Here is a 23,684-nt window from a genome sequence, read left to right on the forward strand (position 1 = left end):
GCACGTGCACATCCTCGACCTCCTCAACACCCCCGTCTTCACGCTCGGCTCCGTGCCGGTGCCGTGGTCCGATCTGCTCGGGAACATCGCGGCGATCGCGACGGTGTTCCTCGCGCTGCGGCGGAACATCCTCTCCTGGCCGGTGCAGATCGCCGGCTCGATCCTCCTGCTGAGTGCCAGCATCGGCGCGGGGCTGGGCGGCAACGCCTCCCGGCAGGTGGTCATCATCGCCGCGGCGATCTGGGGCTGGACCCGCTGGAAGGCCGCGAAGGAGGAGGCCGGGGAGGTCCAGGTCCGCTGGGGTACCTGGACGGAGCGCATCGTCCTCGTCCTCGTGCTGGGGCTCGGCACCCTGGGGTTCGGCGCGCTCCTGGACTGGGGCGGCTGGTCGTGGAACCCCTACCCGGACGCCTACATCTTCATCGGCTCGCTCGTGGCGATGGTGGCGCAGGGCCGGGCCATCGTGGAGTTCTGGCTCGTGTGGCTGGCGGTGGACCTCGTGGGCATCCCGCTCGCGGTCTCCGGCGGCCTGCTGTTCTCCGGCGCCGTCTACCTCGTCTTCCTCGTGATGGTCGTCATGGGCATCGTCGACTGGAGCCGCCGGTCCCGCCAGCGCATCTCCTCGCCGCACGAGATCGCGTCCGACATCTCCCGCCCGGATCCGGAGTGACGGCCCCGGATCCCGCGTGACGGCCCCGGCTCACACAGCCGTGCCGGTCTGGACTACCCTGGCCGTGTGAAGGACTTCGACTCTCTCTACGCCGAACTCGCTGAGAAGGCGCGCACCAGGCCCACCGGATCGTCCACCGTCGCGGAGCTCGACGCGGGCGTCCACCAGATCGGCAAGAAGATCGTGGAGGAGGCCGCGGAGGTCTGGATGGCCGCGGAGTACCAGAGCGACGAGGAGCTCGCGGAGGAGATCTCGCAGGAGCTCTACCATCTGCAGGTGATGATGCTCGCCCGCGGGCTCACCCCTGCGGACGTCTACCGCTTCCTCTGACCGCCCCCACTTCCTCCGCATCCGCGGACGGGCAGGGGAGCCGCCCCGGTTCCGCCGACCGCCCCGTCCGCCTCCCGCCCGCCCCCAGGAGCCCACACATGCTGCGCATCGCCGTCCCCAACAAGGGCGCACTCTCCGAATCCGCCACCACCATGCTGCGCGAGGCGGGATACTCGCTCCGCACCAGCGCCAAGACCCTCGTGAGCCGTGACGCGGACGCCGGCATCGAGTTCTTCTACCTCCGCCCCCGCGACATCGCGGTGTACGTGGGCGAGGGCATCCTCGACCTCGGCATCACCGGCAGGGACCTGCTGCTGGAGTCCGAGGCCTCCGCGGGTGAGATCCTGCCGCTGGGCTTCGGCCGCTCGCGCTTCCACTACGCCGCGCGCGCCGGGGCCTTCTCCTCGATCGACGAGCTCGCCGGCCGCACGATCGCCACGAGCTACCCCGTCCTCGTCGCCCAGGACCTCGCCGCGCGTGGCCTCGACGCCCGCACCGTGAGCCTCGACGGGGCCGTGGAGGTGTCGATCGAGCTGGGTGTGGCGGATGCGATCGCGGACGTCGTGGAGACCGGCACGACGCTGCGCCAGGCCGGCCTCGAGACGTTCGGCGAGCCGCTCATGCACTCCGAGGGGGTGCTCATCTCCCGGCACGCCCGCGAGGAGCTCTCCGCCGAGGCGCAGATCGTCGTCCGCCGCATCGAGTCCGTCATGGTGGCCCGCAGCTACGTGCTCATCGACTACGACATCCGCACCTCGCAGCTCGCGGACGCCGTGGCCGTCACCCCGGGCTTCGAGAGCCCCACCGTCTCGCCCATGCGCGATCCGGAGTGGGTGGCCGTCCGCTCGATGGTCTCCGTGTCCCAGCAGCACGCCGTCATGGACCGCCTCTACGAGGTGGGCGCCCGTGCCATCCTCGTCACCTCGATCGCGGCCTGCCGTGTCTGAGGAGCCGAGGCCGGAGGAGGCGGAGCTCGTGATCCGTCCGCGCCAGGTCCGGATCATGGGCCTGGTGCTCGCTCCCGTCGTCGTGCTGGCCTTCGTCGCGGCCTCCGTCGCCTTCAGCGTGCGGGAGTTCCCCGGCTGGCGGCCGGAGGTCGATCCCGTCTGGATGACGGGCCTCGGCGTCCTGCTGGCGGCCGCGCTCCTGCGGTTCGCGTCGATGTGCGCCCGGGCGCGCCCGGAGGGCCTGTTCGTCCGGAACCTCCTGCGCGCGCGGACCTACGACTGGAACCAGATCGTGGGGCTGACCTACTCCGCCCGCAGCGGCGACTCGTGGGCCCGCATCGACCTCGTCGACGGCACCACCGCGGCGGTCATGGCGATCCAGACCGCGGACGGCGCGCGGGCGGAGGCCGCGGCGGAGCGCCTGCGCACACTGATAGACCACCACCTGCCCTCTGGAGGAGACTCGTGAGCATTCCCACCACACCCCGCACCGCCGGCCCGCTGGCCGGCACCCTCGTCGTCGACCTCTCCCGCGCGCTGGCCGGCCCCCACGCGGGTCAGATGCTGGGCGATCAGGGCGCCCGCGTCATCAAGGTCGAGACCCCGGGCTCCGGCGACGACTCGCGCAGCTGGGGACCGCCCTTCGTCGGCCCCGAGGAGCAGCCGGAGTCCACCTACTTCCTCTCCTGCAACCGGAACAAGGAGTCCATCGCGCTGGACCTCAAGAGCGAGGACGGCAAGGAGGTCCTCACCGGTCTCGTCCGCCGTGCGGACGTCCTCATCGAGAACTTCCGCACCGGCGTGCTGGAGCGGCTGGGCTTCTCCACCGCCGCGCTCATGGAGCTCAACCCGCGCCTCGTCGTCCTCTCCATCACCGGGTTCGGCCACGACGGGCCCGAGGCCGCGCGCGCCGGCTACGACCAGATCGCCCAGGGCGAGGGCGGGCTCATGTCGCTCACCGGCTCCGGGCCCGGCGACATGCAGCGCGTGGGCGTGCCGATCGCGGATCTCCTGGCCGGCATCCACGGCGCCTACGGCGTGCTCGCCGCACTGCTGGAGCGCGAGCGCACCGGCCGCGGCAAGATCGTCCGCACCTCGCTCATCGCCGGCATGGTGGGCGTCCACGCCTTCCAGGGCACCCGGGCGACCGTGGCCGGGATGACCCCGGAGCCGGGCGGCAACCACCACGCCACGCTCGCGCCCTACGGCCTGTTCTCCTGCCGGGACGGCGCGGTGCAGATCTCGGTGGGCAACGAGAAGATGTGGACGCGGTTCTGCGAGGCGTTCGGCCTCGACCCGGCCGCCCCCGGCTTCGAGGACAACGGCTCCCGCTTCGCCCACCGCGACCGGCTCATCGAGGTCATCGAGGGCGTCTTCGCGGACTACGACGGCGAGGAGCTGCTGGCCAAGCTCGACGCCGCCGGCATCCCCGCCGGCGTGGTGCGCACGCTGCCGGAGGTCTACGCCTGGGACCAGGCGCTCTCGCAGGGCCTGAAGATCACCGCCGAGCACACCTCGGCGGGCTCCATCGACCTGCCCGGACCGCCGCTGCGCTTCTTCGACGCCACGGAGGCCGGCGAGCGGGAGACCACGGTCACCGAGCATCTGGCCCCGCCGCGCCTGTCCGAGCACGAATCCGTCATCCGCAGCTGGCTGGAGGACTGACATGGCCAAGCGACTCAGCTCACGCGAGCTCATCGACATGGTCGTCGACACCGGGAGCTTCGTCTCCTGGGATTCCACCCCCATCGTCCCCGGCGCCGGCGTGAGCGAGGAGTACGCCTCCGAACTCGCCGCGGCACAGGAGAAGTCCGGGGTGGACGAGGCCGTCGTCACCGGCGAAGGGCTCATCCACGGCCGCCGCGTCTGCGTCATCGCCTGCGAGTTCCGGTTCCTCGCCGGCTCGATCGGGGTGGCGGCCGCGCAGCGGCTCGTCGAGGCGTTCGAGCGCGCCACGATGGAGGGCCTGCCGGTGCTCGCGGGACCGGCCTCCGGCGGCACCCGCATGCAGGAGGGCACGGTCGCGTTCCTCTCCATGGTGAAGATCACGGCGGCCGTCACGGCCCACAAGCGCGCGGGACTGCCGTTCCTCGTCTACCTGCGTCACCCCACCACCGGCGGCGTGTTCGCCTCCTGGGGCTCGCTGGGCCACGTGACGGTGGCGGAGCCGGACGCGCTCATCGGCTTCCTCGGCCCGCGCGTCTTCGAACAGCTCTACGGCAAGGAGTTCCCGGCCGGCGTGCAGTCCGGCGAGAACCTCCAGCGCCGGGGCCTCATCGACGCCGTGCTGCCGCCGGAGCGGCTCCACGTCACCGTCTCACGGGTCCTCGAGGTGCTGCTGGGTGCGCGCGAGCTCCCGGCGGCGGTGCCGGATCCGGACTCCCGGCCGCACGAGCCGGACGAGCGCCCCGCGTGGGACGTCATCACGGCCTCGCGGCGGGCGGAGCGGCCGGGCGTCCGTGACCTGCTGCGCCACGGCGCCACTCACGTCCTCCCGCTGCGCGGCACGGGCGAGGGGGAGAAGGACCCCGGTCTGCTGCTGGCGCTGGCACGGTTCGGCTCCGCCCCGTGCGTGGTGCTGGGCCAGGACCGCTTCCGCCAGGACCGGCGCGAGCCCATGGGCCCGGCCGCCCTGCGCGAGGCCCGCCGCGGCATGCGCCTGTCCGCGGAGCTGGGCATCCCGCTGGTGACGATCATCGACACCCCCGGTGCGGCGCTGTCGAAGGAGGCCGAGGAGGGCGGCATGGCGGGCGAGATCGCGCGCAGCCTCGCGGACCTCATCAACCTGTCCGCCCCCAGCGTCTCCGTCATCATGGGCGAGGGCTCCGGCGGCGGTGCGCTCGCGCTCGTCCCGGCGGATCGCGTGCTCTCTGCCCAGAACGGCTGGCTCTCGCCGCTGCCCCCGGAGGGCGCCTCGGCGATCGTCCACCGGGACACCGAGCACGCCGCGGAGATGGCGCAGCAGCAGCAGGTCCAGGCCGCCGCGCTGGAGCGCAGCGGGGTCATCGACCGGATCGTCGCGGAGCCCGTCGACGCCTCCGACGATCCGCGGGGCTTCGTGGAGCGCCTCTCCGCGACACTCGAGTACGAGCTCATCACCCTCATGCGCACTCCGGCCTACCTCCGCCAGGACACCCGGATCGCCAAGTACCGGAGGCTGGGTCTGTGACCGCGGTGCGGGTGATCCCCTGCCTGGACGTCGACGCCGGCCGTGTGGTCAAGGGCGTGAACTTCACGGACCTCCGCGACGCGGGGGACCCGGTGGAGCTCGCGCGCGGCTACGACGCGGCGGGCGCCGACGAGCTCACCTTCCTCGACGTCACCGCGACCACCGGCGACCGGTCGACGACCTATGACATGGTCACCCGCTGCGCGGAGCAGATCTTCATCCCGCTCACGGTGGGCGGGGGAGTGCGCACCGTCGCAGACGTCGACCGGCTGCTGAAGTCCGGTGCGGACAAGGTGGGAGTCAACTCCGCAGCGGTGGCCCGGCCGGAGCTGGTCGCGGAGATCGCCCAGCGGTTCGGCAACCAGGTCCTCGTGCTCTCCGTCGACGCCCGGCGCGTGCCGGCGGGCGAGCCGGGCACGGCCTCGGGCTTCGAGGTCACCACCCACGGCGGCCGCCGGGGGACCGGCATCTGCGCCGTCGAATGGGCGGCACGGGCCGCGGAGCTGGGGGCCGGTGAGATCCTGCTCAACAGCATCGACGCGGACGGCACGAAGGCCGGCTTCGACCTCGAGATGCTCGCCGCAGTGCGCGCGGCGGTGGGCGTGCCGCTCATCGCCTCCGGCGGCGCCGGGGAGCCGGCGCACTTCCCTCCGGCGGTCGCCGCCGGGGCGGATGCGGTGCTGGCGGCCAGCATCCTGCACTTCGGCCAGACCACCGTCGCGGAGATCAAGGAGGCGCTGGCGGATGCCGGACACGAGGTTCGCTGAACTCGCCTTCGACGACCGCGGGCTCGTGCCCGTCGTCGTGCAGGAGACCGCCACGCGGGAGGTGCTCATGCTCGCCTGGGCGGACGCCGAGGCCCTCGCGCTCACGCTCGAGACCGGCCGCGCCACGTACTGGTCGCGCTCCCGGCAGGAGATCTGGGTGAAGGGCGCCACCTCCGGCCACGTGCAGGAGGTCGTGGCGGTCCGCACGGACTGCGACGGCGACACGCTCCTCTACGAGGTCCGGCAGACGGGCCCGGCCTGCCACACCGGCACCGCGACCTGCTTCACGGGAAGGGAAATCCGCGCGCATGACCACGCATCCTGAGGGCGCGCCCGCGCTCACGCCGTCCGCGGAGGAGTTCCGCCGGATGGGCGCACGGCACCGGCTGGTGCCCGTGCACACCACCGTGCTGGCGGACGAGGAGACGCCGCTGAGCCTCTACCGCAGGCTGGCGGAGGGCCGCCCGGGCGGCTTCCTCCTCGAGTCCGCGGAGCAGGGCGCGTGGAGCCGCTACTCCTTCGTGGGCCGCAGCCCCATCGCCACGCTCACGGAGGAGGACGGGGAGGCGATCTGGCTGGGCACGCCGCCGGCGGGACTGCCCACGGGCGGGGATCCCCACGCCGCGCTGAGCGCTGCGCTGGAGCTGCTGCGCGTCGAGGAGCTCGCCGACGGGCTGCCGCCCATGGTCGCCTCCTTCGTGGGCTACCTGGGCTGGGACTCGGTGCGCAGGTTCGAGGACCTGGGTCCGGGCCCGCTGGCGGAGCACCCGGTGCCGGAGCTCTCCCTCTCGATCCCGGGCGATCTCGCGATCCTCGACCACTACACCTCGCGGCTCACGCTCGTGTCCAACGCCGTGAATGTCGACGGGGCGGAGTCCGGCATCGACGCGGCCTATGCGCGTGCCAGCGCGCGGATCGAGGCGATGCTCACGGACCTCGCCGCGCCCCTGCGCTCCTCCGTCGCCGTCCACGGCCTCCCCGACCCGGAGGTGAAGCCGCGCACGCACGCGGACGACTACCTCGCGGCGGTCGCCGAGGCCAAGCGCGAGATCGTGGACGGCGAGATCTTCCAGGTGGTGCTGGGACAGCGCTTCGACTCCTACGTCGACGCCTCCCCGACGGACGTGTACCGCATGCTGCGGACCACGAACCCCAGCCCCTACATGTACCTCCTCGACGTGCCCGTGCCGTCCGGCGGCCCGCTCACCATCGTGGGCTCCTCGCCCGAGGCCCTCGTGACGGTCTCCGGCGGGCGGGTGCGGACCAACCCGATCGCCGGATCCCGCCCCCGCGGCGCGACGCCGGCGGAGGACCGCGCGCTGGCCGCGGACCTCCTGGCGGACGAGAAGGAGCGGGCGGAGCACCTCATGCTCGTCGACCTGGCCCGCAACGACCTCGCGAAGATCAGCCGGCCGGGAACGGTGGACGTCGTGCAATTCATGGAGATCGAGCGCTACAGCCACATCATGCACATCGTCTCCACCGTCACGGGCGAGACCGCCGCCGGCGTCGACGGGGTGGACGTGCTGCGCGCGACCTTCCCGGCCGGCACGCTGTCCGGGGCGCCCAAGCCGCGCGCCCTGGAGATCATCGACAGACTCGAACCGACGGCGCGAGGGGTCTACGGTGGAGTCGTGGGCTATCTCTCCTTCACCGGCGACCTCGACGTCGCGATCGCCATCCGCACCGGCATCATGCGCGAGGGCCTGCTGACCGTGTCCGCGGGCGCCGGCATCGTCGCGGACTCCGATCCCGAGTCCGAGCTGGCGGAGTGCCGGACGAAGGCCACGGCGGTGCTGCGTGCGGCGGCGGCCGCCCAGACGCTGCGCGCGGCCGGAGGGCCGGCATGAGCGCGCTGCTCACCAAGGGCCGCACCGTCGTGCTGCAGCTCGTGCTCGCAGGGGCGCTCTGGTTCCTGTCCGGGCGTCCGTGGACGGCCGAGACCGTCGACCCCGCGACGCAGGTGCCGGGCGTGGCGCAGACGGCGGCCGCGTCCGGGGAGACCGGACACCCGCTGCTCACGGCCGCCGCGGCGGTCCTCGCGGTGTCCTCGCTGCTCCTGGCGATGCTCTCCCGGGTAGGCCGCTACGTGGTGCTGGGGCTGACGGGGCTGACGGGCCTCGGCGCCCTCGCGGTCGGCGCGGCCGCCGCGGGCACCGCTCCCGCCGCCTCCGTCTGGCCGACCGTCGCCGTGGGGGCGCTCACGGTCGTCTTCGCGGTGTGCGCGGCGCGCGCGAGCGGGAGCTGGCAGACCTCCTCGCGCTACGAGCGCTCCGCGGCCGCGCCGGCGGATCCCGAGGAGGATCCCACCGCGGCGTGGGACGCGCTCTCCCGCGGGGAGGACCCGAGCTGAGCGTGTGCCGCGCGCATGCGACAATGGATCCCAGTCCACCCACCTGACCTCATCCCAGGAGAGACATGTCACCCACCGTCCGCAACGGAGCCCACGACCTCGACAAGGCCTCGATCGACTACGCGGCCATCCAGGACCCCGGCCACGGCAACACCGCAGCCGCCTGGACCGGCGTGTTCATCATGCTCGTGGGCATCTGCATCTCGACCTACGGCAACATCGTGGCGTCCCCGGCCGTGTTCTGGGGCGGCGGGGCCGTCGCCGTGGTGGGCCTGCTGGCAGGCTTCGTCATGCGGCTGGCCGGCAAGGGCAAGCCGCGCCGGTGACGGTTCTCGACGCGATCGTCGCCGGGGTGCGGGAGGACCTCGACGCACGCCGGCGGGCACTCCCGCTCGAGGCCGTCCGCGCACAGGCCGAGCAGGCCCCGGCCGTCCGGCCCTTCCCGGCGGACGAGGAGTTCGGCCTCATCTGCGAGGTGAAGCGGTCCTCCCCGTCCAAGGGCGAGCTCGCCGCGATCCCGGACCCGGCGGCGCTGGCGGGCGCCTACGCCCGCGGCGGTGCCGCGGCGATCAGCGTGCTCACGGAGAGCCGCCGGTTCGCGGGCACGCTTGCGGACCTCGACGCCGTCCGCGCCGCCGTGGACGTGCCGGTGCTCCGCAAGGACTTCATGGTCGAGGAGTACCAGTTCCACGAGGCCCGCGCCCACGGTGCGGACATCGTGCTCCTCATCGTCGCCGCGCTCAGCGACGCGCAGCTGGGGGAGTTCCTCGCCCTCAGCCGTGCGCTGGGCATGGCCGCACTGGTCGAGACCCACACCGCGGCGGAGCTCGACCGCGCCCGGGACGCCGGTGCGGAGCTGGTCGGCGTGAACACCCGCAACCTCAAGGACCTGAGCGTGGATCCCGCCCGCTTCCGTCCGCTCGCCGCACATGCGCCAGCCGGCACCCGCCTCGTCGCGGAGTCCGGCGTGAGCGACGCGGACTCCGTCGCGGCGTACGCCGCGGCCGGTGCCGGGCTCGTGCTGGTGGGTGAGGCGCTCGTGAAGGACGGCGATCCCGAGTCCGCCGTCGCCCGGTTCACCGCCGCAGGCGCGGCAGCCGCGTCCGCCCCCACCCAGGAGTGACCACCGAATGACAGACACGTCCATGCCCGAACAGTTCTCGGCTCCCGACTCCGCGCTGCCGCAGGGCCCGCGGTTCGGCGAGTTCGGCGGGCGCTACATCCCCGAGGCGCTGATCCCGGCGTGCGAGGAGATCGGCGAGGCCTTCTCCAAGGCCGTCCTCGACGACGGGTTCCGGGCGGAGTACCGCCGCCTGCTCACCGAGTACGTGGGCCGTCCGAGCCTGCTCACCGAGGCCCCGCGCTTCGCCGAGCACGCCGGCGGGGCCCGGATCCTGCTCAAGCGCGAGGACCTCAACCACACGGGCAGCCACAAGATCAACAACGCCCTGGGCCAGGGCCTGCTCGCCAAGCGGCTGGGCAAGACCCGGCTGATCGCGGAGACGGGGGCGGGGCAGCACGGCGTCGCCACCGCCACGGCCGCAGCGCTGCTGGGCATGGAGTGCCGCATCTACATGGGCGCCGTCGACGTGGAGCGGCAGGCGCTCAACGTGGCGCGGATGCGCCTCCTGGGAGCGGAGGTCACCTCCGTGGCGGCCGGCACCGCCACGCTCAAGGACGCGATCAACGAGACCTTCCGCGACTGGGTGGCCTCCGTGGAGTCCACCCACTACGTGTTCGGCACGGTGGCCGGGCCGCATCCCTTCCCGCTCATGGTCCGCGAGTTCCAGCGGATCATCGGTCTGGAGGCCCGCGCCCAGGTGCGCGAGCGCACCGGCGCGCTGCCGGACGCGGTCGTGGCGTGCGTGGGCGGCGGCTCGAACGCGATCGGCGCCTTCCACGCCTTCATCGAGGATCCGGGCGTGCGCCTGATCGGCTGCGAGGCAGCCGGGGACGGCATCGACACCCCCCGCCACGCGGCCACGCTCACGAAGGGGACGGTGGGGGTGCTCCACGGAGCCCGCTCGTACCAGCTCCAGGACTCCGACGGGCAGACGCTGGAGAGCCATTCGATCTCCGCGGGCCTCGACTACTCCGGCGTGGGGCCGGAGCACGCGTGGCTGCACGCGAGCGGTCGCGCGGAGTACCGTCCCGTCACGGACGCCGAGGCGATGGACGCCTTCGCCCTCCTGTGCCGCACGGAGGGGATCATCCCGGCCATCGAGAGCTCCCACGCCCTCGCCGGAGCCCTGGCGCTGGGCCGGGAGACCGGACCGGACTCCACCATCCTCATCTGCCTCTCCGGCCGCGGGGACAAGGACGTGACCACCGCCGGACGCTGGTTCGGCTACCTCGACGACGAAGGGGAGCAGAGCGAATGACCACTGCTGACGTGCTCGCGGCCTGCCGCGAGGAGGGCCGTGCCGCGCTCATCGGCTACCTGCCGGTGGGAGCGCCCACGCTCAAGGGATCCCTGGAGGGCGTGCGGGCGCTGGTCGCCGGGGGAGCGGACATCGTCGAGGTGGGCCTGCCCTACACGGACCCCGGCATGGACGGGCCCGTCATCGAGGCGGCGGCCGTGCAGGCGCTGGCGAACGGCACTCGCGTGGCCGACGGCTTCCGGGCCATCGAGGCGGTCGCCGCCGCGGGCGCCGTCCCCGTCGTGATGAGCTACTGGAACCTCATCCTCCAGTACGGCGTGGACGCCTACGCCAGGGACCTCGCGAACGCCGGGGGAGCCGGGATCATCACACCGGACCTGGTCCCGGACGAGGCCGAGGACTGGATCGCGGCCTCGGACGCGCACGGGCTCGACAGGATCTTCCTCGCCGCGCCCTCGTCCCCGGACGAGCGCCTGGTGCGCATCGCCGCCGCCTCCCGCGGCTTCGTCTACGCGGCCTCGACGATGGGCGTGACGGGCCTGCGCGCCCAGGTGGGTGCGCGTGCGGAGGACCTGGTCGCCCGCACGCGGGCCGCGGGCGCGGAGAACGTGTGCGTGGGCCTCGGCGTCTCCACCCGTGCGCAGGCGGCAGAGGTCGCCGCCTACGCCGACGGCGTCATCGTCGGGTCCGCCTTCGTGCGCGCCCTGCAGGACGAGGGCCCGGCCGCCGTCGCCGCGCTGGCCGGGGAGTTCGCGGAGGGAGTGCGCGATCGCTGACTTCGCTCTGCCGGCTCTCCTCGCCTGTCTCGCCTGTCTCCTCGCGGCAGGGGCCGCGCTGCTCGTCGCGCTGCGGCTGCGGAGGCGCCGCCGGCGCGCGGAGGAGGCCCGCCGTCGCGCCGCCGCGGATCCGGGGGATGCCGCCGATACTCCCGCAGCCGCCCGCGGATTCGGCTTCTTCGGTGCCATGACCTCGACCATCTCGATCGTGCCCCAGCTGGACCAGCGGTCCACGCCCGCACCGGGGCGGAAGGACGGGGAGGCACAGGACCGGGACCGCGGCTAGCCTCCCCGTGACCTTCCCGCCGACAGGCCCGTCCGTCACCCCTCACCGCACGCGGTGAGGGGTTTCGTCGTCTGCGGTTTCGCATCCTGAGACGGCGCGTGACTGCGTGCCGCCGAGCGTGTAAAGTTCCCGTCTCAGGAGTGCAGGGTGACTGCCGTCACAGGCGCAGGCCCCGCTCCGCGCAGCACCGACAGCGCCGTTGGCTGTGGACCAGTCCCACGACCAGGAAGGGCGGTGCTCCCATGAGACCTGCCTCCGCACGACCGCATCCCGAGCTCCCCCACTCCGGGAGGCCTCCGGCGCACGGACTTGCTGATCCCACCGACGAGCACGACGCCTGCGGCCTGGCCTTCATCGCCCGCTACCGCGGAGACGCGGACCACGCCGTGGTGACCCAGGCGCTCACCGCCCTGCGGAACATGGAGCACCGCGGCGGCGTGGGCGGCGACGAGGGCACCGGCGACGGCGCGGGCATCAACGTGCAGGTCCCGCACGCGTTCCTCTCCGCCGTCACGGACTTCCCCCTGCCGGGCCCCGGCGAGTACGCCGTCGGCACCGCCTTCCTCGACGCGGACGATCCCGCCTCCGGGCGCGAGCTCGTCGCCGGGCTGGCCGCCGAGGAGGCGCTCACCGTGCTCGGGTGGCGGGAGGTTCCCGTCGACCCCACGGTGCTGGGCGCCTCCGCGCGGGCGGCGATGCCGCACTTCGCGCAGGTCTTCCTCACCGCGGACCCGGCCCGGCCGCTCGCCACGACCGCCGCGGGCGAGACGGACCCCTGGGCCCTCGACCGCCGGGCCTTCGCGCTGCGCAAGCGCGCCGAGCACGCCGGGGTCTACTTCCCGTCGCTGTCCACCCGCACGCTCGTCTACAAGGGCATGGTGAGCACGGGCCAGCTGGAGCCGTTCTACCCGGACCTCTCGGACAGCCGCTTCGCCACGCGCATCGCGATCGTCCACTCCCGCTTCTCCACCAACACCTTCCCGTCCTGGCCGCTCGCGCAGCCGTTCCGCATGCTCGCCCACAACGGCGAGATCAACACGGTGCGGGGCAACCGCAACTGGATGGCCGCACGCGAGTCCGAGCTCGCCTGTCAGCTGCTGGCCTCCCCAGACGGCGACGGCTCCAACGCGGACCTCGCCCGCCTGTTCCCGGTGATCAACCCGCACCTGTCCGATTCCGGCACCCTGGACGAGGTCCTCGAGCTGCTCGTGATGTCCGGCCGCTCGCTGCCGCACGCCATGGCGATGCTCATCCCCGAGGCCTGGCAGTCGGATCCGCACGTCTCCGAGCAGCGCCGGTCCTTCTACCGCTACCACGCCCTCCTCATGGAGGCCTGGGACGGCCCCGCCTGCGTCTCCTTCACGGACGGCGAGCTGGTGGGCGCCGTGCTGGACCGCAACGGCCTGCGGCCGGCGCGGTACACCCTCACGGAGGACACCGTGGTGCTCGCCAGCGAGTCCGGGGTCATCGACCTGCCGGAGGAGCAGGTGCTGGCGCGCGGCCGCGTGCGCCCCGGCCGCATGTTCCTCGTGGACACCCGTGCCGGCCGCATCGTCTCGGACACGGAGATCAAGGCGCGGCTGGGTGCGGAGGCGCCCTACGACGAGTGGGTCGCCGCGACCACGATGGACCTCGGCGAACTCCCCGAGCGCGAGCGGGTCACGTACCCGCGGGCCTCGGTGGAGCGCCGGCAGCGCACGTTCGGCTACACGGACGAGGAGCTGCGCATCCTCGTGGGCCCGATGGCGGAGACCGGGGCCGAACCCCTCGGCGCCATGGGCTCCGACGCGCCCATCGCCGCGTTCGCCCAGCGTCCCCGGCTGCTCTTCGACTACTTCGCCCAGAGCTTCGCCCAGGTGACCAATCCGCCGCTGGACGCGATCCGCGAGGCGCTCGTCACCTCCGTGAGCGTGGGCATCGGCAGCGAGGGCAACCTGCTGGCCGACGGGCCGCAGGACATCTTCCAGGTGGACCTGCCGTACCCCGTCATCGACAACGAGCACCTCGCCGCGTTCGTCCACCTCCCGCAGGAGCGCTCGCACGGCGGGCGGGGGCCGGCGACGACGGTCCTGCGCGCCCGCTACCGTCCGGGCGGCGGCGCGAGCCTGCGGCGGCGCATCGACGACCTCTGCGCGGTGGCGGACGAGGCGATCGCCGCGGGGGCGCGGTTCCTCGTGCTGTCCGACCGCGACTCCAACGCGGAGCTCGCCCCCATCCCGTCCCTGCTCGTCACCTCGGCGCTGCACCACCACCTCATCCGCCGGCGGACCCGCACGCGCGTCTCCCTCCTCGTGGAGGCCGGGGACGTGCGGGAGGTCCACCACGTGGCCGCGCTCATCGGCTTCGGCGCCTCGGCGGTGAATCCCTATCTCGCGATGGAGACGGCGGCGGCCATGGTGCGCGAGGGCCGGGTGACGGGCGTGGACGAGGACACCGCGGTGCGCAACGTGCTCCGGGCGCTGGGCAAGGGCCTGCTCAAGGTCATGTCCAAGATGGGCATCTCGACCGTGCACTCCTACCATGCCGCGCAGACCTTCGAGGCGCTCGGCCTGTCCTCGAGCCTCGTGGAGGAGTTCTTCACCGGGACCCGCGCCCGGCTGGAGGGGATCGGCCTGGACGGCATCGCCGCCGAGGTCGAGGCCCGCCACCGGGCCGCCTACCCCATGGACTCCAATCCGGTGCCGCACCGGCCGCTCGAGGTGGGCGGGGAGTACTCCTGGCGCCGCGAGGGCCCGCCGCACCTCTTCGACCCGGAGACGGTGTTCCGGCTGCAGCACTCCACCCGCACCCGCAGGTACGACATCTTCAAGGACTACACCGGGCGGGTGAATGCGCAGGCGGAGGAGCTGCTCACGCTCCGCGGGCTGTTCGACCTGCGCCCTGCGCCCGGCGGCCCCGTCCCCCTCGAGGAGGTCGAGCCGGTCTCGGAGATCGTCAAGCGCTTCTCCACCGGCGCGATGAGCTACGGCTCGCTCTCGCAGGAGGCCCACGAGACGCTGGCGATCGCGATGAACCGGCTGGGCGCGAAGTCCAACACCGGGGAGGGCGGCGAGGACGTCGAGCGCCTGCTGGACCCGGAGCGCCGGTCGGCCATCAAGCAGGTGGCGAGCGGACGCTTCGGGGTCACCAGCCTCTACCTCACGGAGGCGGACGACATCCAGATCAAGATGGCCCAGGGGGCCAAGCCGGGCGAGGGCGGACAGCTGCCCCCGTCCAAGGTCTACCCCTGGGTGGCACGCACCCGGCACGCGACCCCCGGGGTGGGGCTCATCTCGCCCCCGCCGCATCACGACATCTACTCCATCGAGGACCTCGCGCAGCTCATCCACGACCTCAAGCGGGCCAACCCCGCCGCTCGGGTCCACGTCAAGCTCGTGGCCTCGTCCGGGGTGGGCACCGTGGCCTCGGGCGTGGCGAAGGCCCAGGCGGACGTCGTGCTCATCTCCGGCCACGACGGCGGCACGGGCGCGAGCCCGCTCAACTCGCTCAAGCACGCCGGCGTCCCCTGGGAGCTGGGGCTGGCGGAGGCGCAGCAGACGCTCATCCAGTCGGGTCTGCGCGAGCGCGTGTCCGTGCAGGTGGACGGACAGCTCAAGACCGGTCGCGACGTCGTCATCGCCGCGCTCCTGGGCGCCGAGGAGTTCGGCTTCGCCACCGCGCCGCTGGTGGTGAGCGGCTGCATCATGATGCGCGTGTGCCACAAGGACACCTGCCCAGTGGGGGTTGCGACCCAGAATCCCGAGCTGCGCGGCCGGTTCAGCGGGAAGCCGGAGTTCGTCGTGACCTTCTTCGAGTACATCGCCGAGGAGGTGCGCGAGCTGCTCGCCGAGCTGGGGTTCCGCAGCCTCGACGAGGCGATCGGCCGGGTCGAACTCCTGGACCGCACCCGCGCGATCAGCCACTGGAAGGCCGCGGGACTGGACGTGAGCGACATCCTCACGGTCCCGCGCACCGCGGCGGGGGAGATCGCGGAGGTCCGCAAGCGGACGGTGGGACAGGACCACCGTCTCGGGGAGCACTTCGACACCCCGCTCATCCGCGAGGCCGGGGAGGCCATCCGCTCCCGCCGCCGGCTCGTGCTGGAGCGGCCGGTGACGAACGTGGACCGGTCGGTCGGCACCATGCTGGGCCACCGGGTGACGGTCGAGCACGGCGTCGACGAACTCGACGACGACACCCTCGAGCTGCGGCTCACCGGCAGCGCCGGGCAGTCGCTCGGGGCCTTCCTGCCCGCGGGCGTGACGATCACCCACACGGGCGACGCCAACGACTACGTGGGCAAGGGCCTGTCCGGGGGCATCATCTCCGTGGCGCCGGTCTCCGCCGGGCCGCGGGGCGCCTCCGCGGGTGCGGAGTTCCGGCCCGAGGACCACGTTATCGCGGGCAACGTGATCGGCTACGGCGCAACCTCGGGCAGGCTGTTCCTGTCCGGCCAGGTGGGCGAGCGCTTCCTGGTGCGCAACTCCGGCGCCACCGCCGTGGCGGAGGGCGTGGGCGATCACGCCCTGGAGTACATGACCGGCGGCACCGCGGTGATCCTGGGCCCAGTGGGCCGGAACTTCGCCGCCGGCATGTCCGGCGGCACCGCCTACCTCCTCGACTTCAACCCGGACAGGCTGAACACGGACGACCGGAGGGCGGGCCGCTTCCGGCTGCGCGCCCTCTCCGGCGAGGAGGCCCAGGAGCTCCGCGGCATCCTCACGGAGCACCTTGCCCGGACAGGCTCCCCCCTTGTTACCTCGCTGTTCGCGCGGCTGGACCGCGGGGAGGACGTCTTCGGCCGCTTCACCACCCTCGTCCCCGCCGACTACCTCTCCGTCACCGCCATCCGCGCACAGGCGGAGGCCGACGGCACAGACCCCGATGGTCCAGATGCCTGGACCCGCATCCTGGAGACCACCCATGGCTGACCCCACAGGCTTCCTCACCGTCCGCGAGCGCGAGCTGCCGCCCAAGCGTCCCGTGCCCGTGCGCCTGCTCGACCACCGGGAGATCCAGGAGCGGCAGGACGGCGCCGCATTCATCCGACAGGCGGGCCGCTGCATGGACTGCGGCGTGCCGTTCTGCCACCGGGGCTGTCCGCTGGGCAACCTCATTCCCGAGTTCAACGATGCGATGTGGCGGGGCCAGACCGAGCGCGCCAGCGAGCTCCTCCACGCCACGAACAACTTCCCCGAGTTCACGGGGCGCGCCTGCCCCGCACCCTGCGAGGACTCCTGCGTGCTGGGGATCAACCAGCCCGCCGTGACCATCAAGAACGTCGAGGTCACGATCATCGACCGGGCCTTCGAGGACGGGCTCGTCACGCCGCAGGTGCCGGAGAGGATGTCGGGGCGCACCGTCGCGGTCGTGGGCTCCGGTCCCGCCGGGCTCGCCTGCGCGCAGCAGCTCACCCGCGCCGGGCACACCGTCGTCGTCTACGAGCGCGAGGACCGGGTGGGCGGCCTGCTCCGCTACGGCATCCCGGACTTCAAGCTGGAGAAGCACCACATCGACCGCAGGCTCAGGCAGATGCGGGCGGAGGGCACGCGCTTCCGCACCGGCGTCCACGTGGGCGTCGACCTGTCCTGGGAGGATCTCGCCGCCCGCGTGGACGCGGTCGTCGTGTGCACCGGCGCGGTCGTCCCGCGTGAACTCGCGGTGCCCGGACGGGAGCTCGACGGCGTCCACTTCGCGATGGACTACCTCGTCCCGGTGAACCGGCAGCAGGCGGGCGAGGACGGTCCCGTCATCGATGCGGCGGGCAGGCACGTCGTGGTGATCGGCGGCGGCGACACCGGCTCCGACTGCGTCGGCACGGCCCTGCGTCAGGGCGCGGCCTCGGTCACGAGCCTCGCGATCGGCGTCCAGCCTCCGCTGGAGCGCCCCGACGATCAGCCCTGGCCCACCACGCCCCGGGTGTTCGAGGTCTCGACGAGCCACGAGGAGGGCGGCGAGCGGCGGTTCCTCGCCTCGACCGTCCGCGCGGTGGGCGATGCGGAGGGCCGGGTGCGGGCGCTCAGCGTCGCACGCACGGAGTACACGGACGCCGGTCGCGTCCCGCAGGCGGGGACGGAGGAGGAGATCCCGGCGGACCTCGTCCTCATCGCGATGGGCTTCACCGGCCCGGAGACCCCGGAGCTGGAGGAGTGGGGGCTCGAGCTCTCCGGCCGTGCACTGGCGCGGTCGGCCGACTACTCCACTGCCCTGCCGGGCGTGTTCGTCGCCGGCGACGCCGGACGCGGGCAGTCGCTCATCGTGTGGGCGATCGCGGAGGGCCGGGCCGCCGCGGCGGCCGTGGACCGGCACCTCATGGGGGAGACCGCCCTGCCGGCCCCGGTCACCGCACACGACCAGGCGATAGGGGTCTGACCAGCATCGGCATGGACTAGGCTGGTGCGCATGAGGCATGCGAAGATCGTCGCCACACTCGGCCCAGCCCAGAACTCCTACGAGGACATGCGCGCCCTGCTCGACGAGGGCATGAACGTCGCGCGATTCAACCTCAGCCACGGCACCCACGCGGATCACGCGGTGCGTCTGGAGTGGCTCCGGTCGGCGGCCCGCGACTCGGGTCGCACGGCCGGCGCCCTCCTCGACCTGCAGGGGCCCAAGATCCGCGTGGGCACCTTCGCGGACGGGCAGAGGCCGGAGCTGCGCGCGGGCGACCGCTTCACCATCACCACGGCGGACGTGCCCGGCGACGCCGCGCGCGTCTCCACGACCTATGCGGGTCTGCCCGGCGACGTGGAGCCCGGCGATCCGCTGCTCATCGACGACGGGCGCATCCGGCTGCGCGCCGTCGAGGTCACGGATGCGGAGGTCGTCACGGAGGTGGAGATCGCCGGCAGGATCTCCGACCACAAGGGCATCAACCTGCCCGGCGTGGCGGTCTCCGTGCCCGCGATGAGCGAGAAGGACATCGCGGATCTCCGCTGGGGGCTGCGTGCCGGCATCGACTGGGTGGCTCTGAGCTTCGTCCGCTCCGCCGCGGACGCCGCGGACGTCCGGGCGATCATGGCGGAGGAGGGCGTCTGGGTCCCCCTCATGGCCAAGCTGGAGAAGCCGCAGGCCGTGGACAACCTGCGGGAGATCGTCGACGCCTTCGACGGCATCATGGTGGCCCGGGGCGACCTGGGGGTGGAGCTGCCGCTCGAGGAGGTGCCGATCGTCCAGAAGCGTGCCGTGGAGCTGGCGCGCCGGCAGGCGAAGCCGGTGATCGTCGCCACGCAGATGCTCGAGTCGATGATCGACGCCCCCCGGCCCACCCGTGCGGAGGCCAGCGACTGCGCCAACGCCGTGCTGGACGGGGCGGACGCCCTCATGCTCTCCGGGGAGACCTCCGTGGGCGCGCACTGGCGGGAGGCCGTGCGGACCATGGCGCGCATCATCGAGTCGACGGAGCAGCACGGACTGGACCGGATCCCGCCGCTCGGGACGGAGCCGCACACCCGCGGCGGCGCCGTGACCGCGGCCGCGGTGAGCATCGCGGAGCAGCTGGGCATCGACCTCCTGTGCACCTTCACCCAGTCCGGGGACTCGGTCCGCCGGATGTCCCGGCTGCGGCAGCGCCGCCCGGTGCTCGCCTTCACCCCCGACGAGCGGGTCGCCAACCAGCTCGAACTCAGCTGGGGCGTGACCTCGTACCTGGTCCGCCAGGTCCACCACACGGACCAGATGGCCCGGCAGGTCGACCGCACCCTCCTGCAGCAGGGGATCGCGGAGGAGGGCGAGCTGTGCGTGATCGTCGCCGGCTCGCCGCCGGGGATCCCGGGCTCCACGAACGCCCTGCGCATCCATCAGCTGGGCGATGCGCTCCGCGGCGTGACGGCCGCCTATCGCGACGAGGTGGACGACGAGGGCATCTGAGGGCAGGCCCGCGGCCGGGCACCGGCCGCACAGTGAACAGCGAGAAGCGCCGGGACACCCTGTGAGCGGTGTCCCGGCGCTTCTCGCTGTGCCGGATGAGGGACTCGAACCCTCACACCCGAAGGCGGCGCATTTTGAGTGCGCTGCGTCTACCGATTCCGCCAATCCGGCCGGGCCCCGCGGGATCTCCGTCTGCGAAGGGCCGTTCCAGCAGTGTAGACGAGGTCACGTCCGCATCCGAACTCCTGCCGTGCCGCAGGCGGCCCGTGGGCGGTAGCATGGGGGACGTGAGCGAAACAGAGAAGACTTCCAACTCCGCCCAGGGACCCGTGAAGCGGGTCGTCGTCGCAGAGGACGAGGCCGTCATCCGCCTCGACATCGTGGAGATGCTGCGGGAGGTGGGCTACGACGTGGTCGGCGAGGCCGCCGACGGCGAGTCCGCGATCCGGCTGGCGGAGGAGCTGCGCCCCGACCTCGTCGTGATGGACATCAAGATGCCCGTCCTCGACGGCATCTCCGCGGCCGAACGCATCGCCTCGGCGCGGATCGCCCCCGTGGTCCTCCTCACGGCCTTCTCCCAGAAGGAGCTCGTGGAGCGTGCGCGCGACGCCGGTGCGATGGCCTACGTCGTCAAGCCGTTCTCCGCGAACGACCTCATCCCGGCGCTCGAGATCGCGCTGTCCCGCCATGCGGAGATCTCCGCGCTGGAGTCGGAGATCTCCGATCTCACGGACCGCTTCGAGACCCGCAAGCTCGTGGAGCGCGCCAAGGGACTGCTGATCTCCTCGATGGGCCTCACGGAGCCCGAGGCCTTCCGCTGGATCCAGAAGACCTCGATGGACCGCCGGCTCACCATGCGCGAGGTCGCGGAGACCGTGCTCTCGCAGATCGGCGCCCAGAAGGACTGAGCACCGGGGCGGAGCCGCGGCTCAGCTCTCCAGAACCATGTTCGAGATGCGGACGATCGACAGCAGTCGGTCGTCCGCATCCGTCATCCGCACCTCGTGGCTGAAGAGGCGGCGTCCGCCGTGCAGCACCTCCGCGCGCCCCCGCACGGTGCCGGAGGTGGCCGAGCGGAGGTGGGTGGCGTTGAGGTCGACGCCGACCACCGGCCCGCCGGTGCGCAGCGCCGCGTGCATCGAGGCCAGCGTCTCGGCGAGGACGACATGGGCCCCGCCGTGGAAGAGGCCCGCGGGCTGCAGGTTGCCCTCGACCGGGCAGACGCCCTCGGCGAAGCCGTGGCCGAGCCCGGTGATCTCGATCCCCATCCGCTCCATGAGCGTGCCCGGCATGTCCCGGTAGCCGGCCAGCAGCGCCGTGCACTCCTCGGGGGTGGTCTCGGCGGTGATGCGGGGGAATGCGGGCGGAACGGACATCGGGAGCCTCCGGGGGACGAGCGGAACTGGTGCGGATCTCACTCTAGCGGCGGAGGCGTCCGCGCTCGTGCCCGTGTCCGCGGTGCCGGGTAGTCTGGAGCGGTGACTCAGAACGACAGCCCCACCGCGGAATCGCTCCTCCTCATCGACGGGCACTCGATGGCCTACCGGGCCTATCACGCCCTCCCCCCGGAGAAGTTCTCCACCTCCACGGGGCAGACCACCAATGCCGTGTTCGGCTTCGTGTCCATGCTGCTCACCGCGCTGGAGGCGGAGAGGCCCACCCACGTGCTCGTGGCCTTCGACCGCGGCAGACCCGCGTTCCGGCTCGAGGAGCACCCGGGGTACAAGGCCGGCAGGGCGAAGACGCCTCCGGACTTCCACGGGCAGGTCGAGCTCATCGAGACCCTGCTGGAGGCCATGCGCATCCCCGTCGTGGCACTGGAGGGGGTGGAGGCGGACGACGTGCTCGCCACCTATGCCCGGCTGGGCGAGGAGGCCGGCATCGAGGTGCGGATCGCCTCGGGGGACAAGGACAGCTTCCAGCTCGTCCGCGAGGGCGTGAGCGTCCTCTACCCCAAGCGCGGAATGTCCGATCTCACCCGCATGACCCCGGAGGCGGTGAGCGAGAAGTACGGCGTCACGCCGGCGCAGTACCGCGGCCAGGCGGCCCTCGTGGGGGAGAAGGCGGACAACCTGCCCGGGGTGCCCGGAGTGGGGGAGAAGACCGCGGCGAAGTGGCTCAACAAGTACGGGGACCTGGAGGCGCTGCTCGCACACAGCGAGGAGATCGGCGGCAAGGCCGGTGAGAACCTGCGGGCGCACCGGGAGGCGGTGGAGCGCAACTACCGCGTGAACCGCCTGCTCGACGACGTCGAGGTGCCGTTCACGGTGGAGGCCGCACGCATGCAGGGACCGGACGCGGACGCGCTGAGCGCCCTGTTCGACCAGCTCGAGTTCGCGGTCCTCGGACGGCGGGCGGAGGCGCTGTTCGGCGTGTCCGGGAACGCGGGCGCGGCATCCGCGCAGGAGGCGCCCGTCCCCGCCCGGCCGGACGCGGCCGAGCTGGTGCCCCTGCTGGAGGGCATCGACGCGGAGGCCTGGGTCGCCGTCGCGACGGACGCCACCTACGTCCTGGGTCTGGGGGCGGTGGACCGCATCGCCCTCGCCTGGGGGGAGCGGACGGCGGTCGTGGCGCTCAGCGCGCTCGAACCCGCCGGTGCGACCGCTCTCGAGGAGTTCCTCGCCGGGCACACCCGCCTCGTCATGCACGACGCGAAGCCGCAGCTCAAGGCGCTGCGCGTGTCCGGCCTGCCGCGTGCGCACGCGGACTGGGACACGGAGCTCGCGGCCTACCTGCTGGAGCCGGACCGCCGGGGCTACGCCCTCGAGGAGATCGCGCAGGCCCGGCTGGGGCTGGCGGCGCAGCAGGAGGACGAGGACGCGGACGGCCTCCACACCCGCGCCTGGACCGTGCTGCAGCTGCGGCCGGTGCTCGCCGAGGCGCTCGAGGGCGCGCACCTCACCGGGATCATGACCGGCATCGAGATGCCCGTCCAGGAGGTCCTGGCACGGATGGAGTCCCGCGGCATCGCGGTGGACGCCGCGCGTCTGGCGGAGCTGGGCGAGGAGTTCGGCGCCCAGGCGGAGGCGAGTGCGCAGGAGGCCTACGCCGCGATCGGCCACGAGGTGAACCTGGGGTCGCCCAAGCAGCTCCAGGCGGTCCTCTTCGACGAGCTGGAGATGCCCAAGACCAAGAAGACCAAGACCGGGTACACGACGGACGCGGATGCGCTCGCGGATCTGTTCGTGAAGACGGGGCATCCCTTCCTCCAGCATCTGCTCGCGCACCGCGACCGGATCAAGCTGCGGCAGACGGTGGTGGGCCTCGAGAAGACCGTGAGCGATTCCGGGCGGATCCACACCACCTACCTGCAGACCGCCGCGGCGACGGGCCGGCTCTCCTCCAAGGACCCCAATCTGCAGAACATCCCGGTGCGCACGGAGGCCGGCCGGCGGATCCGGGAGGTGTTCGTGCCGGGTGCGGACAGCGAATCGCTCATGACGGCGGACTACTCGCAGATCGAGATGCGGATCATGGCGCATCTGTCCGGGGATCCCTCGCTCATCATGGCGTTCCGCGCCGGCGAGGACCTGCACGCCTACGTGGGCGGGCAGGTGTTCGGCGTGGCCACGGAGGACGTCACCCCGGAGATGCGCAGCAAGGTCAAGGCGATGTCGTACGGCCTGGTCTACGGCCTCTCCGCCTATGGGCTCTCGAAGCAGCTGGGCATCGGGGTGGATGAGGCCCGCGGGCTCATGGACGAGTACTTCTCCCGGTTCGGCGCGGTGCGCGACTACCTGGGCGCGGTCGTGGAGGAGGCGCGGGAGCGCGGCTACACGGAGACGATGGACGGCCGCCGCCGCTACCTGCCGGCACTCACCTCAGCGCAGCGGCAGGTCCGGGAGATGGCGGAGCGGGCCGCGCTCAACGCGCCCATCCAGGGCAGCGCGGCGGACATCATGAAGCGCGCGATGATCGCCGTGGAGTCCGCGCTGGAGGCCGGCGGCCTCCGCTCGCGCATGCTCCTCCAGGTCCACGACGAGATCATCGTCGAAGTGGCCCCGGGGGAGGCGGGACAGGTCGAGGAGATCCTGCGCCGGGAGATGGCCGGCGCCGCCGAACTCGACGTGCCCCTCGACGTGAACGTGGGCACCGGCGCGAGCTGGCACGCCGCCGCGCACTGAGCGGGGCCGGGCACGTGAGCGGGGCGGCGCGGA

At 72.7% G+C, this 23,684-nt stretch carries 20 protein-coding genes and 1 tRNA gene; 19 read left to right on the forward strand and 2 right to left on the reverse strand.

Annotation, left to right across the window (positions count from 1 at the left end; genetic code table 11):
- Positions 1–4 precede the first annotated feature (4 nt).
- The 17 genes from ABD240_RS03955 to pyk all read left to right on the forward strand — a co-directional run bounded on the left by ABD240_RS03955 (position 5) and on the right by pyk (position 19,527).
- Positions 5–670, forward strand: a complete 666-nt coding sequence (locus ABD240_RS03955; RefSeq protein WP_344335327.1) for a nicotinamide mononucleotide transporter family protein — start codon at positions 5–7, stop codon at positions 668–670.
- 66 nt (positions 671–736) lie between these two features.
- Positions 737–1,000 (forward strand): phosphoribosyl-ATP diphosphatase, encoded by a 264-nt coding sequence (locus ABD240_RS03960; RefSeq protein ID WP_291795361.1) that lies wholly within the window; start codon positions 737–739, stop codon positions 998–1,000.
- A 98-nt stretch (positions 1,001–1,098) separates the two neighbouring features.
- A complete protein-coding gene (hisG, locus tag ABD240_RS03965) occupies positions 1,099–1,947 on the forward strand; it encodes an ATP phosphoribosyltransferase (RefSeq protein ID WP_344335330.1) in 849 nt (282 codons plus the stop codon).
- 28 nt (positions 1,948–1,975) lie between these two features.
- Entirely contained in the window at positions 1,976–2,416 is a 441-nt protein-coding gene (locus tag ABD240_RS03970) for a PH domain-containing protein (RefSeq protein WP_344335332.1), read from the forward strand.
- Positions 2,413–3,612, forward strand: coding sequence for a CaiB/BaiF CoA transferase family protein (locus ABD240_RS03975; RefSeq protein WP_344335335.1), 1,200 nt, complete (start codon positions 2,413–2,415; stop codon positions 3,610–3,612). The genes ABD240_RS03970 and ABD240_RS03975 overlap by 4 nt, the downstream gene beginning before the upstream one ends.
- 1 nt (position 3,613) lies before the next feature.
- Positions 3,614–5,116 carry a carboxyl transferase domain-containing protein gene (locus ABD240_RS03980; RefSeq protein WP_344335339.1) on the forward strand — a complete coding sequence of 501 codons (1,503 nt, stop codon included), beginning with the start codon at positions 3,614–3,616 and terminating at the stop codon, positions 5,114–5,116.
- Complete coding sequence (gene hisF, locus ABD240_RS03985; RefSeq protein ID WP_291795221.1) at positions 5,113–5,883, forward strand: imidazole glycerol phosphate synthase subunit HisF; 771 nt, start codon at positions 5,113–5,115, stop codon at positions 5,881–5,883. The genes ABD240_RS03980 and hisF overlap by 4 nt, the downstream gene beginning before the upstream one ends.
- The gene (gene hisI, locus ABD240_RS03990) at positions 5,861–6,208 is read left to right on the forward strand and encodes a phosphoribosyl-AMP cyclohydrolase (protein WP_291795223.1); all 348 of its coding nucleotides are present in this window, start codon (positions 5,861–5,863) and stop codon (positions 6,206–6,208) included. Before hisF ends, hisI begins: the two co-directional genes overlap by 23 nt.
- Entirely contained in the window at positions 6,192–7,733 is a 1,542-nt protein-coding gene (locus tag ABD240_RS03995; RefSeq protein WP_291795225.1) for an anthranilate synthase component I, read from the forward strand. Before hisI ends, ABD240_RS03995 begins: the two co-directional genes overlap by 17 nt.
- Positions 7,730–8,236, forward strand: coding sequence for a Trp biosynthesis-associated membrane protein (locus ABD240_RS04000; protein WP_291795226.1), 507 nt, complete (start codon positions 7,730–7,732; stop codon positions 8,234–8,236). Before ABD240_RS03995 ends, ABD240_RS04000 begins: the two co-directional genes overlap by 4 nt.
- 65 nt (positions 8,237–8,301) lie before the next feature.
- Positions 8,302–8,562 carry an HGxxPAAW family protein gene (locus ABD240_RS04005; protein ID WP_291795229.1) on the forward strand — a complete coding sequence of 87 codons (261 nt, stop codon included), beginning with the start codon at positions 8,302–8,304 and terminating at the stop codon, positions 8,560–8,562.
- Positions 8,559–9,359 carry an indole-3-glycerol phosphate synthase TrpC gene (gene trpC / locus ABD240_RS04010; RefSeq protein ID WP_291795231.1) on the forward strand — a complete coding sequence of 267 codons (801 nt, stop codon included), beginning with the start codon at positions 8,559–8,561 and terminating at the stop codon, positions 9,357–9,359. The genes ABD240_RS04005 and trpC overlap by 4 nt, the downstream gene beginning before the upstream one ends.
- 7 nt (positions 9,360–9,366) lie before the next feature.
- A complete protein-coding gene (gene trpB / locus ABD240_RS04015; protein WP_291795233.1) occupies positions 9,367–10,617 on the forward strand; it encodes a tryptophan synthase subunit beta in 1,251 nt (416 codons plus the stop codon).
- On the forward strand, positions 10,614–11,393 hold the full coding sequence (gene trpA / locus ABD240_RS04020; RefSeq protein ID WP_291795235.1) for a tryptophan synthase subunit alpha: 780 nt from the start codon (positions 10,614–10,616) through the stop codon (positions 11,391–11,393). Before trpB ends, trpA begins: the two co-directional genes overlap by 4 nt.
- A gap of 528 nt (positions 11,394–11,921) precedes the next feature.
- Complete coding sequence (gene gltB / locus ABD240_RS04025; protein ID WP_344335348.1) at positions 11,922–16,589, forward strand: glutamate synthase large subunit; 4,668 nt, start codon at positions 11,922–11,924, stop codon at positions 16,587–16,589.
- A complete protein-coding gene (locus ABD240_RS04030; RefSeq protein ID WP_291795238.1) occupies positions 16,582–18,030 on the forward strand; it encodes a glutamate synthase subunit beta in 1,449 nt (482 codons plus the stop codon). Before gltB ends, ABD240_RS04030 begins: the two co-directional genes overlap by 8 nt.
- A gap of 30 nt (positions 18,031–18,060) precedes the next feature.
- Positions 18,061–19,527, forward strand: coding sequence for a pyruvate kinase (pyk, locus tag ABD240_RS04035; RefSeq protein ID WP_291795240.1), 1,467 nt, complete (start codon positions 18,061–18,063; stop codon positions 19,525–19,527).
- An 89-nt stretch (positions 19,528–19,616) separates the two neighbouring features.
- Here the strand turns inward: pyk and ABD240_RS04040 are convergent.
- A tRNA-Leu gene (locus ABD240_RS04040) sits at positions 19,617–19,698 on the reverse strand.
- A gap of 107 nt (positions 19,699–19,805) precedes the next feature.
- Here ABD240_RS04040 and ABD240_RS04045 point away from each other — a divergent pair.
- Positions 19,806–20,435, forward strand: a complete 630-nt coding sequence (locus ABD240_RS04045) for an ANTAR domain-containing response regulator (RefSeq protein WP_425546984.1) — start codon at positions 19,806–19,808, stop codon at positions 20,433–20,435.
- Positions 20,436–20,456: 21 nt separating this feature from the next.
- Here the strand turns inward: ABD240_RS04045 and ABD240_RS04050 are convergent, their stop codons facing one another.
- The gene (locus tag ABD240_RS04050) at positions 20,457–20,903 is read right to left on the reverse strand and encodes a PaaI family thioesterase (protein WP_344335355.1); all 447 of its coding nucleotides are present in this window, start codon (positions 20,901–20,903) and stop codon (positions 20,457–20,459) included.
- Positions 20,904–21,005: 102 nt separating this feature from the next.
- Here ABD240_RS04050 and polA point away from each other — a divergent pair, with 102 nt between their 5' ends.
- Positions 21,006–23,651, forward strand: coding sequence for a DNA polymerase I (polA, locus tag ABD240_RS04055; protein ID WP_344335357.1), 2,646 nt, complete (start codon positions 21,006–21,008; stop codon positions 23,649–23,651).
- Positions 23,652–23,684 lie beyond the last annotated feature (33 nt).

The organism is Brevibacterium salitolerans (genome assembly GCF_039531405.1).
In the GTDB taxonomy this organism is placed as follows: Bacteria; Actinomycetota; Actinomycetes; order Actinomycetales; family Brevibacteriaceae; genus Brevibacterium; species Brevibacterium salitolerans.